Genomic DNA, 18,023 nt, shown 5'->3' on the forward strand with positions numbered 1-18,023 from the left:
TGCCCGCTTTCTATTTATATCTATTTCTTAGAAATTAATCATACTCAATATTTTATCCGTAGCTCCGGCATTACTGGTGACATAATATCCGGCATTCGTTCCCGTCTCACGCAAGAATTTCTCATCCGTCAGCATCCGGTCGAGCAGTTCTTTCAGTTCCTCGTAATTCTTGATAGAGAAAGCACCCTTAGCTTCTATCAGTTGTGTGGCTTCCATAAATTTCTGATATTTAGGTCCGAATATAACCGGAATTCCGTAGACAGCCGCCTCTAATGTGTTATGAATACCCACTCCGAAACCGCCACCTACATAGGCTATCTCACCATATCGATAGATAGAGGACAGTAAACCGAAGCAATCGATAATCAGGCAATCAGCTTTCAGCACATGCTTTTCGTCCGCACGGGTATAACGCACATACGGGCGTTTCAATTTCCGGATTATCTCTACCAAATGATTTTCATCTATCACATGCGGAGCTATTATAAGTTTTACCTCCGGATGATTATTGAAATATTCGATAAACAGATCTTCATCCGGTTGCCAGGAACTACCGGCGATAAAAGTCATCGTATCATTCTTAAAAAGCTTTACCAAAGGCAATTCTTTGGCCTCCTCACGTATCTGCAAAACCCTGTCGAAGCGTGTATCACCAACTACCGTCACGCGATTGATACCGATCTTACCCAAATAGCGTTTAGAACGTTCATTCTGCACAAACAAATGATCGAAATTACGTAATACGTGGCGATAAGTCCCTCCGTACCACTTAAAGAAAACCTGTCCGCGACGGAATATAGACGAAACACTATATACCGGAATACGACGTTTATGCAATTCATCCAGATAATTCTTCCAGAACTCATATTTGATGAAGAAAGCCATGCAGGGATTCGCTATATCCAGGAATTTCTTCACATTCCGAGGTTTATCAAACGGCAGGTAACATACCACATCCGCCCCACGATAATTCTTACGTACTTCATATCCGGAAGGAGAGAAGAATGTCAGCAATATACCATAATCAGGATATTTGGCACGAATTTTCTCTATCAGAGGACGCCCTTGTTCAAACTCGCCCAAGGAAGCCGCATGAAACCAGATGTAGCGCACATCCTTTTCCAATTGCTGTCTGAGAAGTTCATACACCACCCAATGCCCTTTCATCATTTTACGGGGTTTACGGCTAAAAGGAGCCGCCAGATGCACCAGAAGGTCATAGATACCTATCGCAAGGTCGTAAAACATACTTGTTGAATTAAAAAATTAAAAAGGAGTAAACTATGCCAAGCAGTATTTCTCAATTCTCAATTTTTAACTTTCAATTAAGAAAGTACCTCAATTGCTCGTTTCATACGCGCCAGTGTCTCTTCTTTTCCCAGCACCCAGGAGATGTCGAACATATGCGGACCTTTCCCCTCGCCTACCAGCGTCAGGCGAAAAGCATTCATTATATTTCCGGTATGGTATCCTTTTTCTGCAATCCAGTCCATTACAATCTTTTCCTGATTTTCGATGCCGAAGTCCTCGATACCTGCCAGTACTTCCATTAATTCAGTCATGCACTGGGCAGAATCTTCTTTCCAGCGTTTCTTCACAGTCTTTTCGTCATATTCGGTGGGAGCTACAAAGAAGAAACTGGAAGCTTCCCAAAGTTCGCGCACAAAGCTTACGCGATTCTTCATCATACCTACTACAGTTACCACTTTCTCAAACGGAGCTTCCACGCCCTGTTCTTTCAGAACCGGAACAAAAAGTTCTGCTATTTCCGTATCCGGCTTCAACAATATATATTCATGGTTGAACCAGATTCCTTTCTTGTAATCGAACTTAGCACCAGATTTACTGCAATGACTCAGGTCGAACAATTTTATCAATTCATCCATAGACATGAGTTCCTGATCGTTACCCGGATTCCAGCCCAGCAAAGCCAGGAAATTAATCACTGCCTCAGGCAGATAACCCGATTCACGATATCCGGAAGACACTTCACCGGTTTTGGGATCATTCCATTCCAATGGGAATACGGGAAAACCAAGACGGTCACCGTCACGCTTGCTCAACTTACCGTTACCTTCCGGCTTCAGCAGCAAAGGCAGGTGGGCAAAAGACGGCATCGTATCTTCCCAACCAAAAGCACGGTACAACAACACGTGCAACGGTGCAGAAGGCAACCATTCTTCACCACGAATCACATGGGAAACCTCCATCAAATGGTCGTCTACAATATTTGCCAAATGATAGGTCGGAAGCTCATCTGCTGATTTATAAAGTACCTTATCATCCAGAATAGAAGAATTAATTATCACCTCACCCCGGATCAGGTCGTTTACATGCACGTCTTCATTGGGTTCTATCTTAAAACGAACCACGTACTGCTTACCCTCGGCAATCAATGCATCTACTTCTTCTTTAGAAAGTGTCAGTGAATTACGCATTTGCATACGGGTAGAAGCATCATATTGGAAATTGGCTATTTCAGTGCGCTTTGCTTCCAACTCCTCGGGAGTATCAAAAGCAATATAAGCCTTACCTGCATCCAATAATACTTTCACATACTTCTTGTATATTTCACGGCGTTCGGACTGGCGGTACGGTCCATGCTCTCCACCAAAGCTGACTCCCTCATCGAACGGGATACCCAACCATTTGAAAGATTCCAATATATATTCTTCTGCACCCGGCACAAAACGGTTACTATCAGTATCTTCGATACGGAAAATCATATCACCTCCATGTTGGCGTGCAAAAAGATAATTGTATAATGCTGTACGCACACCACCAATGTGCAACGCCCCTGTAGGACTTGGGGCAAATCGAACTCTGACTCTTCTTTCTGTCATATTTTGCATTACTTATGAGATAATTAGACGGCAAAATTAAACCTTTTTTTCCACACTAATGTTTTTTTTTGTACTTTTCGCAAAAAATTCAACCGATATGAATAAAACCAAGACTAAAAAAAGCTTTTCTTATAGAGATTTGCTGTATAAAGTACTCATATTTATCGGCACGGTAGCTATTATTGTATACTTCCTGCCGCGTGACGGCAAATTTAATTATCAGTTCGATATTGATAAGCCGTGGAAATATGGACAACTTATGGCTACATTCGATTTCCCCATCTATAAGGACGATGCAGTCGTGAAACGGGAGCAGGACAGTATTCTTGCTGCTTTCCAGCCTTATTATCAATTAGATAAAAGTATAGAAAAGATTGCTATCAGTAAGTTGAAAGCAGATTATCAAAGCCATCTGCGTGACATTGTCCCCTCTTCCGACTACATGCGGTATCTGGAAAAAAGATTGTCGGAAATTTATAAGGCGGGCATACTTTCTACGGAGGGACTCGACCAACTACAGAAAGACAGCACCACTGCCATTATGGTAATTGATGATAAACTTGCCAACCAACGAAGCACCGAACAACTGTTTTCCGTAAAAGATGCCTATACCTATCTGCTTACTGCGGACACTGCGCACTATTCACCTTTCATTTTACGACAGTGTTCTCTCAACGAATATCTGTATCCGAATCTGTCATACGATGAACAGCGTACAGAAACAGCCAAGAAAGAGACCCTCGATAATTATGCTTGGGCAAATGGCATAGTTGTAAGCGGACAGAAGATCATAGACCGGGGAGAAATTATAGATCAGGAAACTTATAATATTCTTGAAAGTCTACGGAAAGAATCTATTCAGCGCAGTGAGTCATTGGGACAGAAACGCCTGATACTAACAGGGCAAACACTATTTGTCGGTATCTTTATTCTTTGCTTCATGCTTTATCTCGATTTGTTCCGTAAAGACTATTATGAACGTAAGGGTAGCCTGTCCCTACTCTTTACACTAATCATGTTTTATTGTGTGGTGACGGCCCTTATGGTAGCAAATAACCTCTACAATGTTTACATCATTCCCTATGCGATGTTGCCAGTCATTATCCGTGTATTCCTCGACTCACGTACGGCATTCCTCACACAGGTAGTCACTATACTGATATGCTCCATTTGTTTACGCTATCCGCATGAGTTCATACTCCTGCAACTGGCCGCCGGTCTGGTTGCGATATTCAGCCTGCGGGAATTATCACAGCGTTCGCAACTTTTCCGCACAGCCCTGCTGGTGATACTTACCTATGCTGCACTTTATTTCTCATTTGAGTTGATTACTGAAAACGACTTGTCGAAACTGAATGGAAGCATGTATACCTACTTCACAGTGAATGGAGTACTTCTATTGTTTACTTATCCGCTTTTATTCTTATTGGAGAAGACTTTCGGATTTACTTCCAACGTTACCCTGGTAGAACTTTCCAATATCAACAGTCCGTTGCTGCGTCGCTTGTCCGAAACAGTTCCGGGTACTTTCCAGCACTCTATGCAAGTGGCCAACCTTGCAGCAGAAGCTGCCAACCGTATTGGGGCAAAGAGCCAGTTAGTACGTACCGGCGCTTTGTATCATGACATTGGCAAGATGGAAAATCCGGTATTCTTTACTGAGAACCAATCGAGAGGTGTCAATCCGCACAAAAATCTCAGTTATGAACAAAGTGCACAGGTCATCATCAGCCATGTGACGGACGGACTGAAACTGGCTGAGAAGAACAACTTGCCTAAAGTGATAAAAGACTTTATCAGTACTCACCACGGCAGGGGAAAAACGAAGTATTTCTATATTTCCTGGAAAAATGAACACCCGGACGAAGAACCGAACGAAGAATTATTCACTTACCCGGGCCCGAATCCATTCACTCGTGAAACAGCTATCTTAATGATGGCAGATGCTGTGGAAGCCGCCTCCCGCAGTTTGCCCGAATATACAGAAGATAGTATCAATAACCTGGTGGACAAGATTATTGATTCGCAAGTAGAAGAAGGTTACTTCAAGGAATGCCCTATCACCTTCAAGGATATCGCCACCGTAAAATCAGTTTTCAAAGAAAAATTGAAAACGATTTACCATACCCGTATCAGTTATCCCGAACTTAAAAAATAAGAAATATGAAAACAACTGCCCAAGACCAAAAACGTACCAAAAGCCTTCTGCAACACAAAGGTGTCCGGCTGCATGACATCCAGAGTTTCAGTTTCATGAAGCGTTTTCGCGAGGTTCCACGCAAAAGCAATCTGAAGGTCAAGGATAAATATGGTGCGGGCATCTTGACATTACACCTGAAACAGGGTAGCCAAAAGGCTTTTTATGTTCGCCCGTTTCAGAAGCCATCTTCTATTATCCGCTATCTGGTTTCGCAGAACATACCTTTTGATAATTCTATCTCGCGGGAACGGACAGCGGCGGAAATTCCGGCGACTACCTATCAGCGCCCGTCACTCTATATGTTTTATTTCTTTGTGCTTTTCATCACGTTCATGATATTGGGATATCAGGCTATTGCATTCGGAAGTTGGTGGGCATATATTCTGGGCATCATTTCGTTCGGTCTGAGTATCTACTTCATGCACATGCTGATGACACGCTTCTGCTATCTGAAAGTAGACAATAAAAGTCTCAGAATATATAGTGTAGGGCGTGAGATAGTGTATCCCTACGAAAAGATACTTAAAGTCAACTTTGACTTTGCACGCGAACAGGCTTTCACACATGTGATGGAAATATTGGACAAAGATTATCACTATCGTCTTTACTACATAGGCAGGGTATCCCGGCGAACACTGAATGACATTGCTGAGACTCTGCAAAGTGCAGGTGTAGACGCTACATGTAGCCTGAATGAAGATAAGAGGTTCTATCAGGACAAACAGGTTTTTCACTAAGCAAGCGTCATTAGTTATACTCGGAACAAATTAGCATCTACAGCTCCGGCATCTATCCATTATTAATGCGAATCAGGAGTTGAATTTAACCGGTGCAGAAGGAATAAAAGAGTGGTAAGGTGGTAAAGTGATAGGCGATAAAGTAGCTGCGCTATATATCGCAGAGATTTGTCAGAATTTATCAATAGCAGCACAAATCTTTGCAACTTCCTGATTATCAATATTATTAAACCATGCCCTATTCAGTATACGACTGAACCCTATTAAGTATACGACTGAATGGCATTCACTATACGACTGAATTAGGTTCAGTATACGACTATTTTAGGAACATACATATTTGTAAATAATATGCACCATTACCCTGTTTTTTTAGTTCATAACCCGGCGGTAATGAACAGGATTCAATTCCTGATCCGCATTATTAAGAAAAGGATTAGTATTAGTTGCTTTGCGAAATACGATCTAACAATCCTGCGCAAGCATCCTCCAGTAGATCGAGTACATACTCAAACCCTTCGGCTCCACCATAATATGGATCGGGCACGTGGTCGGCATGCGTAAAGCGGGTACAGTATTCCGTCATACGGTGTATCTTCTTCCATTCTTCCGGAGAAGGGGCACGATCTTTCAAGTCATCAATATTCCGGTCGTCCATCCCGATAATCAAATCGAAATTATAGAAATCTTCCGTTCGCACGGGGCGCGAACGATGTGTGAGCTCGTAACCGCGACGAATAGCATGGGCACGCATCCGGCTATCAGGCAATTCCCCCTGATGATAGGACAAGATACCGGCAGAGTCTATCACAAACTGATCTTCCAGCCCGGCTTCTGAAACCAAATGCTTCATCACACCTTCCGCAGAGGAAGAACGGCAAATATTACCTAAACAGACAAAAAGTATTCTACAAGGCTTCATAAGCACATTTTTTATTTAAAAATGCAAATATAGAAGTTTTTTTGCATTCTCTTAAAATATTTCTTCTTCTCAGTTGTCAGCATATACAGAGAACGTTTTCAAAGCAATATGCAAATCATAAAAATTAGAACATCATGAAAAAAAGATTTTTTATTATATCTTTGTTTTGGGTATTAGCCATTGCGGCATTTGGAGCAATAGTCATGCTATTATGGAATTTCGTAGTACCCGGAGTCTTAGGACTGGCAGCCATCAACTTCTGGCAAGCTTTGGCATTGTTTGTACTTGCACACATTCTCTTTGGAGGATTCCCGGGCAGAGGAGGTTTTCCCGGCCGTAGAGGAATGCCCGGTGGTAAAGAGGGTAACCCGTTCCGTGCTAAATGGGAGAAGATGTCTCCGGAAGAACGCAAGGATTTTATTAATAAAAGAAAGAAATTCGGATTTGGCGGTCCTTTCGGAAGAGACGGATTCTTCAATGAAAGAAACTTTGATAGAAACAACGGTAGCGAAACTCCCAAAGAGAATGAATAACCTGACTGGCAAAGACAACAGTTTGGAAGAACTGATTGCAGAAAATCAACCCCGTTTGAAAGCATTTATCCGCAAGCGGGTTTCCACTAAAGAAGATGCCGAAGACATTCTGCAAGACGTGTTGTATCAGTTGGTGAAAACCATTGAAAGCACTTTCAATCCTATCGAACAGGTTACAGCATGGCTATATCGCGTAGCACGAAATACCATTATCAATAAAGGCAAGAAAATACAGGAGGAAGAACTGCCGGTTTCGAGCTATGATAAAGAAGACAATGTACTGAGTGAGTTCTCAGAAGTGCTGTTCAGCGATGCCCCGCCTACTCCGGAAATAGAATATATGCGGTCACTCGTTTGGCAAGAGCTTGAAACAGCTCTTGCCGAGCTACCACCCGAACAACGGGAAGCATTCGAACTATTGGAAATGGAAGGATTGTCAGCCAAAGAAGTTGCCAGTACCACCGGAATATCAGTCAACACTTTATTATCACGAAAACATTATGCCGTCATTCACCTTCGCAAACGGCTGAAAGGACTGTATAACGATCTTCTAAATTACTAACCTCAGTTTTTAACTCTCTGTTTACCTACCGGGTAACAGCTATTCCCACAAATATTTATGAAAACAATAGTGTCAATTTTGACCATACTACTGTGTATGGCCAGCCCCTCCTATGCCCAACTCATTGCTAAAGATTCTACCGGAATCATGGCTATCGCTCTGGATGAAGTAACCATCCAGGCACGGTCTGTCATCGAAAAAGGTGACCGGAAAGTAATTCTTCCGACCCAGAATCAACTGAAAATGTCGTCCAGTGGCATAGACTTATTAGGCAAATTACAACTTCCCCGAATCACAGTTGATATCATGTCGGGCGAAATAACCACTTCCGGCAACGGAGAAGTACAATTACGGATTAACGGTGTCCAGGTTACTTATACGGAGATATCCTCCCTTAGTCCCGAAGATATTCTCCGCATAGAATATCACGATACTCCGGGAGCACGCTATGGAAACACTGCTGCCGTGATAGATTATATAACCAAAAACAAAAAGATGGGGGGGTAGCATCAGCGGCGGTGCCATCCACAGCCTCAGCAGCAACCGTACCTCTATCGATGATATGATTTCCGGAAGATATAACTACGGAAAGTCTGAAATCTCAGCCAACGTGCGGTATATACAACGCAAAGGAGACTGGACACGTGAGTATGACGAGCACTTCATCTTCCCCGACAAAGAACTTCATCGCCTGGAAACCGGAGAACCAACGCTGTTCAATAAGAAGTTATTAACTTCTAACTTGAACTACAGCCTGCAGGAGAAAGGAAAATATCTCTTTAATGCACAATTCAGATATACCCTGCAAGATAATCCTGCCGGATATGAAGACCGGAAGAGCAAGCTCTATACGTCTGATTCTGACATTCCGGTATCCATCTACGACCACACCAAAGAACGGAACCACTTGCCATCCCTCGATCTATACTATCAGCAAAATCTAAAGAATGACCAGCGACTCATATTCAATCTTGTCGGCACATATATCAAGAGTAGCAATACACGCATTTATCAGGAGAAGCAGGAAGGCATCGCCAATACAGAGTTATATTCCGATATTGCCGGAAAGAAGTATTCGCTGATAGCCGAAGGTATTTATGAGAAAAAATTAGAGCAAGGAACACTGACGGCAGGCCTCAGACATATGCAATCTTATACAGACAACCGATATGAAGGAGAAGATGTGATGGACGTCCTTCTTAAACAAGCGGAAAGTTATGCTTATGCCGAGTATAAAGGCAAAATTCAGAATTGGGGATACATGGCAAATCTATCATTCAACCGTTTCTACTATAGCCAGAGAGATAACCATAGTGAAAGATATGGCCTCCAACCTTCTCTCTTAGTATCTTATAATCCTGTGGACAATCTGCATTTCCGCTATCATATCAATCTGAAAAACAATGCTCCTTCCATAGCCTATCTAAATGATGTGGAACAAAGAATCGACATCCTACAAACGCGTAGGGGCAACCCGGACTTAAAATTATTCCGCAGTACGATTCAGGATTTTAATGCAGTATTCAGTACAGGGATTTGCAACATTGATGCACTGGTGAGCTATGCATACGAGAAGAATCCTATCATGGAATCTGTAATTTATGAAGAAGGTATGTTCATCCGCACTTATGAAAACCAGAAGTCCTTCCAACATCTGGCAGCGGAAATCACATTCAAGATAAAGCCCTGGAAAGATCATATCAACCTTTCTGTTACACCGGGAATTAACCGGTATATAAGTACAGGAAACAATTACCTGCACACCTATACCTTGAAAGAATTACGTATTAACCTAGATGCTTCCTATAAAAACTGGCTTCTGAGCTTTATGACTATCACTCCACCCAACCGGTATGTATACGGTGAACAATTGTTGAAAGGCGATCTGATGCATACACTCATGATAGGTTATAAGCAGCCGGCATGGTCTATTATGGCAGGAATACACAATCCATTTATGAAAACTTACCGCTCAGAGAATGAGAACTGGTCTGCACTGAATCCTGTAAAATCGGATATACACAGTACGAACATGTCAAATACCATCGTTGTCAAGCTTAACTTCAACCTGAACTTCGGACGACAATACAAAAGTACCAATAAGAGAATTCAGAATATGGATACAGATTCCGGTATTTTGCAGGGAACCAAAAAGTAGCCCCTACATCGGATCTACATCGTAATAGACAATCAAAGATTTAAAACGATCCTCAGACACCATCTCTTTCTGAACCTGCACCAGCAGTTCACGGGCACGAGCCATCGGAGCATTATACTCTATCTTGACAATAATCTTCCGGATAAATAAGGTTTGTATCCGGGCAACAGGCGGTTTATCCGGTCCCAGCACACGGTTACCAAAGACTGCACGCAACTTGCCTGACATGGTCTGTGCCATCAAGTCAAGCAGTTGCTCGTTGCGGTTTTTCAGATAAACATACACCAGGCGGTAATATGGTGGATAGTGAAATATCTGCCGCTCAGCAAGTTGTCCGGCTACCATTTGTTCAAAGTCATTGTGAATGACCTGCTCTATAATAGGGTGATCGATACTCTTCGTCTGCAAAATAACACGTCCCCGCTTATTCTTTCGTCCGGCACGTCCGGAAACCTGCGCCATCAGTTGAAAAGCACGTTCGTACGAACGGAAATCCGGATAATTCAACATGGTATCTGCATTCAGGATACCTACCACGCTGACATGGTCAAAGTCCAATCCTTTGGAAACCATTTGCGTACCTATCAATATATCAGTTTTCCCTTGTTCGAAATCTGCAATGATACGTTCGTAAGCTGAACGGGTACGGGTAGTATCCAGATCCATGCGTGCAACAGTAGCTTCCGGAAACAAAGCTTTGATATCATCTTCTATCTTCTCTGTTCCAAACCCTCGATTGCGCAAGTCGGTCCCTTCACAAGCAGGGCATACACGGGGCAACTGATATGTATAACCGCAATAATGGCAAGTCAACTGATTCAATCCTTTATGAAACGTCAGGCTCACATCGCAGTTCTTGCACTTCGGCACCCATCCACATGTATTACATTCAATCATCGGGGCAAAGCCACGCCGGTTCTGGAACAAGATAACCTGTTCTTTCTGCGCCAGAGTTTCATGAATATATTGAAGTAGCAATGGAGAAAACGGCCCGTTCATACGTTTTTTACGATGCAATTCGTATATGTCCACCGGGATAATCTCCGGCAACTGTATTTCTTTATACCGCTCTTTCAGCTCCACCAGTCCATACTTCCCGGAAGAGGCATTATGCCACGTCTCAATAGAGGGGGTTGCCGTACCCAGCAAAGTCTTGGCGCCATACATGGATGCCAGTATAATCGCTGCATTCCGGGCATGATAGCGAGGAGCAGGGTCTTGTTGTTTATAGGTATTCTCATGTTCCTCATCTACAATCACCAACCCCAGATTGCGGAAAGGTAAAAATACAGAAGAGCGGACTCCCAGAATAATATCATATCCTTTTTCCGTCAGTTGCTTTTGCCAAATCTCTACGCGTTCTGCATCGGGAAACTTAGAATGGTAAATACCCAAACGATCTCCAAACACCCGTTGCAGACGCTCTGTAATCTGAGTGGTAAGAGCTATTTCCGGCAAAAGATACAATACCTGTTTTCCTTGCCGGATGGCTTCTTCAATCAAATGTATATAGATTTCTGTTTTTCCACTGGCAGTCACACCATGCAGCAAGCATACATTTTTGGATTGAAAGCATTGCACAATCTCATCGTGTGCCGCCTGTTGATGTTCATTCAACGGATTGATGGGAAGAGTATCGCGCACAACAGCGTACAGCCGTCCTATTTCCTGCTGATAGACTTCAAAGATATGCTTATCTACCAAACCATTAAACACTGCCGGTGAAGCAGATGCCCGCAACAAAAGCTCTTTCTTCGTGACTTCTTTAGGGAAACTCTTCAGACCATCTCCTCCCAGAATGCTGGAGAGTTCAATGTATTTCATCAATAAATCCAGTTGCTTTGGAGCACGTGCCAGTTCATCAAAGAGTTCCTGCAGACGTTTTTCATTCCGCATCTCGTCTGTCAGTCTTACGCGCGTTTCAGTCTTGGGTTTATAAGTCCGGCGCAGTTCTTCTTTCACAAAGATAGCCTCCTTATCCAGCAAAGATTTGATAACAGGAAGTATATTCTTGAATCCACTGTCTTTTTCCAACTTGGTGACACACTGTTCGGGTTCTGCTGAAAGTAAATCCAATATCTTCTGTTCCCGTTCCGGCAGACGGACCTCCGATTCGAAATCCGGATTGTATTCTACCATCGTCTCACTTTCCAGTTTCAAGCCGGAAGGCAAAGCAGCTTTATAAACATCCCCTTGTGTACAGAGATAGTAATCAGCCAGCCACTCCCAGAACTTGAATTGTTCCGGCAATAGAATCGGGCGGGCATCCAACAATGTAGAGACTTCTTTTACCTCATAATCCGTCGGTTCACAATAATGCACATTACGCACTATTGCTGTATAGTATTTCTTTCGTCCGAACGGAACTACCACCCGGCAGCCCATCTGCACCTCATCCGCCCATTCTTCAGGTAGCGAATAGGTGAAGCAACGGGGCAAAGGCAAAGGCAATATGACATCTACAAATTTCTTCATCGCGGCGGCAAAGATACGACAAAAAAATAGCGTTGCCAATCAAAATCAGCAACGCTATTTATATGATAAATATTTCCCTTTTTAGAAAAGATAAGCGACAGATACTTGCCAAGTCTTATTCTTTGCACCGACAGCCTTACTCGCTTCTTTCCAGGTAAAACTATCGCCCATCGGGAACTGATAGTTCACACCCACCTGTAAATGCTTAATCAGCTTCACACCGGCTCCCAAGTTAAGTCCTACCTGAGTTTTCTTCCGGTCAACGTTATCTTTCTTGTCGAAATCAAAAAAGAAATCAGGACCGGCAGCAAAATAAATACCCAGTAAGCTACCCAATCCAATCGTATATTTCAGATTAACGGGAACTTCCACTCCGGTTTGTTTTACGTCACCTTTACCTCTCTGCGAGAATAACAAAGCACCATCAACACCCAGACCTACAATAGGAATTGTGATTTCAGCCATCGGACCAATAAAGAAACCAGTCGAGTTATCCTTATTTCCTTTGAATCCTCCATCCCAGTCTATCTTTGTCAAGTTCACACCACCTTTTACACCCCATTTAAGGAGCTGTGCCTGGGCAGGCATAGCCATAAACATACAGCATACAGCTATAATGAAAGCACTAAAAATCTTCTTCATAATTCTTTTTGTTTAAATTATCGGGACAAATATATGGATTAATTCTTAAAAAGAACAAAATAGATTCATTTTTGTTCAACGCCGTTGTCGTCGCACTGACGCCTTCGGGGCAGCTGCCTCACGCTTAGATACCGACTGAGACTTACCAGAAGAAGATTTAGCCTTAGAAGAGGAAGAAGATTTACTTCTAACCGTAACAGTATTGTCACGTCCTTTCTTTTTGGAATTCGCCTTTACAATTTTTGTCCCCGAAGCTGCAGAAACCGAATCTGTCTCCTCTACGAGATCCTTACCGTACAATGAATTCTCAAAATCTGCCAGTTCCTTTTCAATCCTTTTCTGCTCTTTCACCATAGCACTATCCGTGGGACAGTATTGCGATAAGGTACGATTTTGCAAATTCGTAGTTTTATAAATATCACCTTTATATAAACGCGCTGCAAAGAAATCATCCCAAGTACTGTTTGCCGCATTGTTATAATTGCTAACGGATATCTTAGACTGCATTAAATAGGGAACCAGATCTTGATAGTTTACCCAGAACATAGGGAATTTGGTCTTTTCCGAACTAAAATCTTCCGACCGATGCAATACCGGACAAATGGCCGTTATCACCGAACCATAGGTAGAAGTGCGCTGATCAAAATACCAGACTTCTTTTATGAAATAGCTTAATACATCTGCCGAAGGTATGTCACCATTACTGATAGACACAACGCTATCACGACGATTTGCCACCTTCTTCAATTCATAATAGATCTGGAAACGATCCAACACATCACGAAAAGTCATCTCAGCATCTTTCTGAAAACGTTCCGTGCCATCCAGTTGATACGCGTAAGCCGGTATTTTCTTCTGTGCCAGCAAACGGAACATCGTTGTGAAAAGATTCATTTTATTCCCCTGCGGTTCCACCGGATAGTACAACGCGCCATTGGTATCCTTTGTCAAATCCAGCGTACGGTAGATTTCACGCATCCACACCACATCATCCGGTAATCCCGGCGAACCGGGATATTGCCTTTGTGCCCACCCTACTGAGAGGTTCGATACACACAGAGTGACAGCTATTATGAGTTTCAAGGAAAGTTTCATAGTCTTATACCTTTTATAGTCGATTTCTAATTTCAATTCACAATTACTTCCAACGTAGTAGGCAGTAGACGTTCTACCCCATCCGGCCCCACCGCACGTACCCGGGAAATATAGAAACGTTTACCCCGTGACAAGCGACGGAACATATCTTTTTGACGTGTAGAGAACGAAGCTCCTGAAGACACTTCCGGCACGGCATTCCCCATATTATCAAAGAAAACAGTTTCAAAGCCCAATACCCGGAAATTAATATTCAGCAATCCATCATCAATGGCAGCAACAATACCGGGGGTATTCATCAGGATAGCCTTGGATAGTCCACGGCCACCACGATAACGCTTCGGCGTCCCATCTTCCGTATACTCAATAAAGGGTGACGGATCAGGCAATTGGCGTACACGGTAAGTGTAATCTCCCATTGATTGCGTACGTCCACCCACAGATGCCGTTACACGAATCACCACATCCTTGCCTATAGCTGTAGGACGAGCAATATATCCGCTACCGGTGCGGGTCAATGTACCATTCCCACTTACAATACTTGCCTGCACCTGTCCTGCCGGTACCTCGGGAACGGAGATGCTGATAGGATTATCATATCCGGCATAAAGCACATTCATCATAGTAGCAGATACCGTAGCAGTAGGCTCCACCACCGTATATTTTTTGGAAAACTCTCTGCGAAGCACTTCTCCATTACCCTGTGCCAATTCCAGATAACCATCTAAAGAAAATTCCCCTGTACGATTACAAACAGTTTCGAACCAACCTTCGGCATTATCCGGCTGTTTCTTTCCGGCTATATAGATGGACGGGCGTTGTGTAGAATCTACAGCGGCCAGAATAACCCGTGCACTATATGTCCCCCCACGCACCACATTCTGAGAGGTAGGAATCACATAAGCCTGAAGTTGGTTTACGCGCACATCCTGTACATCGGTATTCTGTGTTAGCAAGTGCAATACTTCACCTTCGGCATAACGTACATCACTTTGCAATTTAGTTAATAGCGTGACAGCAGCAGCTACCGGAGTATTTTCAAAAATATACTCCTGCCAGTTCTTTCCAGCTGCCGATGCTTTACGTGGAACTTCAGTACTCAGGTTATCACGGATAATCTTCTGCTGCACCGGATCAGTAACAAAAGCCAGTATTTCACTCCTATATTGATTAATCCGATTGAACAGCTCTTTTCCTTGCCCTCTACCGGGAGCAAGCATTACGAAAGAAGCTGCTTCCAAATCTTCTCTATTGGATATATTGGTAATATCACCGCTTTTTCCATCCGCTTCCTTCACGATACTCAATTTCAATTCATCGACGTAAGCATAGAGCGAATCAGACATATTCTTCACATGTACCGCTCTCTCGAACCAAGGTCCCACTTTCTCCGGATTACGTTTATTAGCACCGGCAAGCCCATCATATAATGATTGGTTTTGCACGGTCGAGTTCGCCGTTGTACGGGAAAGGCTTTCATCTACCAATGAAAAGCCATTCAGCACATCCGATGAAACATTGAGTGCCAACAACGCCATCAAGACGATATACATCAGGTTTATCATCTTCTGACGCGGAGAATCCGGATTAGTATTCAGAGACATGGTGTTTATTTACGATTTAGCAATTTACGATTTACGATTAAAGTTACTCTTTAAAAGTTATCACTTAACCTGTACAGCCTGCAACATACGCGCATAGACCGCATTCAGTTCTTCAATCTGACGAGCCATTTTACGGGTCTGCTCATGTACCTGATCGATAGTGTTGATCTGAGTGCTAGCGCTGCGAAGCTGCATTTCATAAATGGCATTGATACCTGCAAGATTACGGTTCAGTGCACTCATTTGCTCGGCATCATGCGACAACGACTCTGCTTGTGCGGTGAAGTGCGAAAGCATTTCGGTCATTTCTTTCAGTTGAGCGATATAAGCCTGTGTGGTTTCTTCCATTTCAGGAGTAAAAGCCGGAGCAGGAGTTCCGGATAAATTATTAGCAGCTCCTACAGTCACCGCTACAGGCTGCTCTGAAACAGGAACCTGTCTTTTTTCTTGCGATACAGTCTGATTAACATCTGCACTGCCCGTCCCTCCGTCACCAACAACTATCACTCCGCCTGCAGCTGTACCAGTCTGCCTGCTTGGCAAGTCGAATGCAGAAATAAAGAACACCAGCACTTCTGTTCCCATACCGATCCAAAGCATCAGATTAGCACCTGGTAAATGCGTCAGTTTAAACAAGGTACCTGCAATAACGATAGCAGCTCCCCAGCTATAGGCATAGTTCATAATGACCTTGCCACGATAACTCGCCATAAAGTCCTGCAGCTTTTGCCCGAAGTCCCTTTTCTTGTTTACAATATCTTTTTCCATCATTTTACCATTTTAGCATCTTATCATTTCCCCTTCTTATTATATCCCACCTGCGTACGCACACAACGGAAACCGATATACGAACGTTGCTCATTCTGATATTCGGACGTCCGGGCATCCGAACGGATGAATGCATTCACGTCCTTCCACGAACCACCACGAACCACTTTTTTCTTCAACGCATACGGATCTTCCGGTGCGGCATTATACTGGATATCCGGATTGATATCGTTTGCCTGCAGAACTCCCGACTCAGTATATGCCGTTGATGTCCATTCTGCAACATTGCCTGCCATATCGTAGAGCCCGTTCGAGTTAGGAGAATAAGCCCCCACCCGGGTTGAAATCAGGTTACCGTCCTTGGTATAGTTACCCTTGCCGGGTTTATAGTTCGCATTGTAGCACCCACGGTCATCTTTGGTCTCTTCGCTGTCTTTCCAAGGGTATTTATTGTCTTCCCGTCCGCGTGCGGCAAATTCCCACTCCGCTTCAGTCGGCAAACGATAACGTTGAATATACTTCGCCTGTCCACGCAGTCCTACAAGTAAATAGTTGGTACGCCATGCACAGAATGCATTGGCCTGTTCCCAACTGACACCTACTACCGGATGTTCGTTATAACTGGGATGATTGAAATACAAACGCATGTATTGTTCATTATTGGCATTGGGAAAATCATTCACCCAGCAGGTCGTATCGGGATAAATGTTCACGATATAGCTGTTCAGAAAGTCCCATTCACTGGATAACGGACGGGTTATAGTACGATTTACAATTCGTCCTTCATCATCAATATATGCTGTATCTTTTGTTATCATGATTACTTCTTCCGGATTCACCTGGACATCTGTGTTCTTGACACGTTCGGCAGGATTCAAACGATTACGGCGCTTAGCTGCCTCGGTATAGTCATAAATTTCATAATAATAGTTCAGTTGTGCTCCATCCAGCATCAGCGTACCATCAATGGGATGATGCTTATATACACTTTCAATGGCCATCTGCTCATCCTCTGTCGCCCGCTTCCACGGAATAGGCTTCGACCAATTCAAATAAGGTTTGATTGGGTTTCCTTCCCGGTCTTCTTCTATCTTATACAATTCGTTGCCGCCATATGCAGGATCTGCCAGGCGCTCGCGGATAATGGAGTCGCGTACCCAGTTGACAAACTGCTTATATTCAGCAATCGTCACTTCCGTATCGTCCATCCAGAAAGATTCTACCGAAATTTCCCGTGAAGGAACGATTGTTCCCCACAAACTGTCTTGCTTATCGGGACCCATTTTTACCGAACCGCGTTTCACCAACACCATGCCATAAGGTGCAGGCTCGTTCCATGCTACAGCACTGGCTCCTATTACCTCGCCACCTCTCATGGAACTGTTACCTACTGTTCCCATGCACGAAACCAGCGAACCGAACAGCAATAAAGCCGCCCCGTACCACGTATGAACTGTTTTCATTCCTTTATTCTTTCCCATTGT

At 43.4% G+C, this 18,023-nt stretch carries 15 protein-coding genes; 6 read left to right on the forward strand and 9 right to left on the reverse strand.

The annotated features are described in order from the left end of the window. Positions 1–27: 27 nt before the first annotated feature. Together BWI44_RS19905 and gltX are read right to left on the reverse strand one after the other, a co-directional pair. Complete coding sequence (locus tag BWI44_RS19905; protein WP_195209109.1) at positions 28–1,248, reverse strand: 3-deoxy-D-manno-octulosonic acid transferase; 1,221 nt, start codon at positions 1,246–1,248, stop codon at positions 28–30. Between the two features lie 77 nt (positions 1,249–1,325). Further along, positions 1,326–2,843, reverse strand: coding sequence for a glutamate--tRNA ligase (gene gltX / locus BWI44_RS19910; RefSeq protein ID WP_195209108.1), 1,518 nt, complete (start codon positions 2,841–2,843; stop codon positions 1,326–1,328). Between the two features lie 97 nt (positions 2,844–2,940). Between gltX and BWI44_RS19915 the strand changes: the two genes are divergently transcribed. After that, positions 2,941–5,001 (forward strand): HD family phosphohydrolase, encoded by a 2,061-nt coding sequence (locus tag BWI44_RS19915; protein ID WP_286816107.1) that lies wholly within the window; start codon positions 2,941–2,943, stop codon positions 4,999–5,001. Positions 5,002–5,006: 5 nt separating this feature from the next. Further along, positions 5,007–5,780: a hypothetical protein gene (locus tag BWI44_RS19920; RefSeq protein WP_195209106.1), complete on the forward strand. Its 774-nt coding sequence runs from the start codon at positions 5,007–5,009 to the stop codon at positions 5,778–5,780. A gap of 442 nt (positions 5,781–6,222) precedes the next feature. Here the strand turns inward: BWI44_RS19920 and BWI44_RS19925 are convergent, their stop codons facing one another. Beyond that, the gene (locus tag BWI44_RS19925; protein WP_044154838.1) at positions 6,223–6,702 is read right to left on the reverse strand and encodes a low molecular weight protein-tyrosine-phosphatase; all 480 of its coding nucleotides are present in this window, start codon (positions 6,700–6,702) and stop codon (positions 6,223–6,225) included. Between the two features lie 134 nt (positions 6,703–6,836). On the opposite strand from BWI44_RS19925, the gene BWI44_RS19930 reads away from it, so the two are divergent. Genes BWI44_RS19930 through BWI44_RS19945 form a run of 4 tightly spaced genes read left to right on the forward strand, consistent with a single transcriptional unit; the run spans position 6,837 to position 9,955 of the window. Further along, positions 6,837–7,235: a hypothetical protein gene (locus BWI44_RS19930; protein ID WP_007662105.1), complete on the forward strand. Its 399-nt coding sequence runs from the start codon at positions 6,837–6,839 to the stop codon at positions 7,233–7,235. After that, positions 7,228–7,797 carry an RNA polymerase sigma factor gene (locus tag BWI44_RS19935; protein ID WP_195209105.1) on the forward strand — a complete coding sequence of 190 codons (570 nt, stop codon included), beginning with the start codon at positions 7,228–7,230 and terminating at the stop codon, positions 7,795–7,797. The genes BWI44_RS19930 and BWI44_RS19935 overlap by 8 nt, the downstream gene beginning before the upstream one ends. A gap of 57 nt (positions 7,798–7,854) precedes the next feature. After that, entirely contained in the window at positions 7,855–8,304 is a 450-nt protein-coding gene (locus tag BWI44_RS19940) for a hypothetical protein (RefSeq protein WP_286816109.1), read from the forward strand. 55 nt (positions 8,305–8,359) lie between these two features. Then, positions 8,360–9,955: a TonB-dependent receptor gene (locus tag BWI44_RS19945; protein ID WP_286816111.1), complete on the forward strand. Its 1,596-nt coding sequence runs from the start codon at positions 8,360–8,362 to the stop codon at positions 9,953–9,955. Positions 9,956–9,958: 3 nt separating this feature from the next. On the opposite strand, the gene priA is transcribed toward BWI44_RS19945, so the two are convergent. The 6 genes from priA to porK form a co-directional block, all read right to left on the reverse strand. Continuing rightward, positions 9,959–12,430, reverse strand: a complete 2,472-nt coding sequence (gene priA, locus BWI44_RS19950; protein ID WP_195209104.1) for a replication restart helicase PriA — start codon at positions 12,428–12,430, stop codon at positions 9,959–9,961. Between the two features lie 81 nt (positions 12,431–12,511). After that, entirely contained in the window at positions 12,512–13,072 is a 561-nt protein-coding gene (locus BWI44_RS19955) for a porin family protein (protein WP_007662101.1), read from the reverse strand. Between the two features lie 75 nt (positions 13,073–13,147). Continuing rightward, positions 13,148–14,167 (reverse strand): type IX secretion system ring subunit PorN/GldN, encoded by a 1,020-nt coding sequence (gene porN, locus BWI44_RS19960; protein WP_195209103.1) that lies wholly within the window; start codon positions 14,165–14,167, stop codon positions 13,148–13,150. Positions 14,168–14,199: 32 nt separating this feature from the next. Continuing rightward, positions 14,200–15,771, reverse strand: coding sequence for a type IX secretion system motor protein PorM/GldM (gene porM, locus BWI44_RS19965; protein ID WP_286816115.1), 1,572 nt, complete (start codon positions 15,769–15,771; stop codon positions 14,200–14,202). A gap of 60 nt (positions 15,772–15,831) precedes the next feature. After that, the gene (porL, locus tag BWI44_RS19970; protein WP_007662098.1) at positions 15,832–16,542 is read right to left on the reverse strand and encodes a type IX secretion system motor protein PorL/GldL; all 711 of its coding nucleotides are present in this window, start codon (positions 16,540–16,542) and stop codon (positions 15,832–15,834) included. 20 nt (positions 16,543–16,562) lie between these two features. Beyond that, the gene (gene porK / locus BWI44_RS19975; protein ID WP_195209101.1) at positions 16,563–18,020 is read right to left on the reverse strand and encodes a T9SS ring complex lipoprotein PorK/GldK; all 1,458 of its coding nucleotides are present in this window, start codon (positions 18,018–18,020) and stop codon (positions 16,563–16,565) included. Positions 18,021–18,023: the final 3 nt, after the last annotated feature.

It is taken from the genome of Bacteroides sp. Phil13, from assembly GCF_001940965.1.
GTDB lineage: Bacteria > Bacteroidota > Bacteroidia > Bacteroidales > Bacteroidaceae > Bacteroides > Bacteroides intestinalis.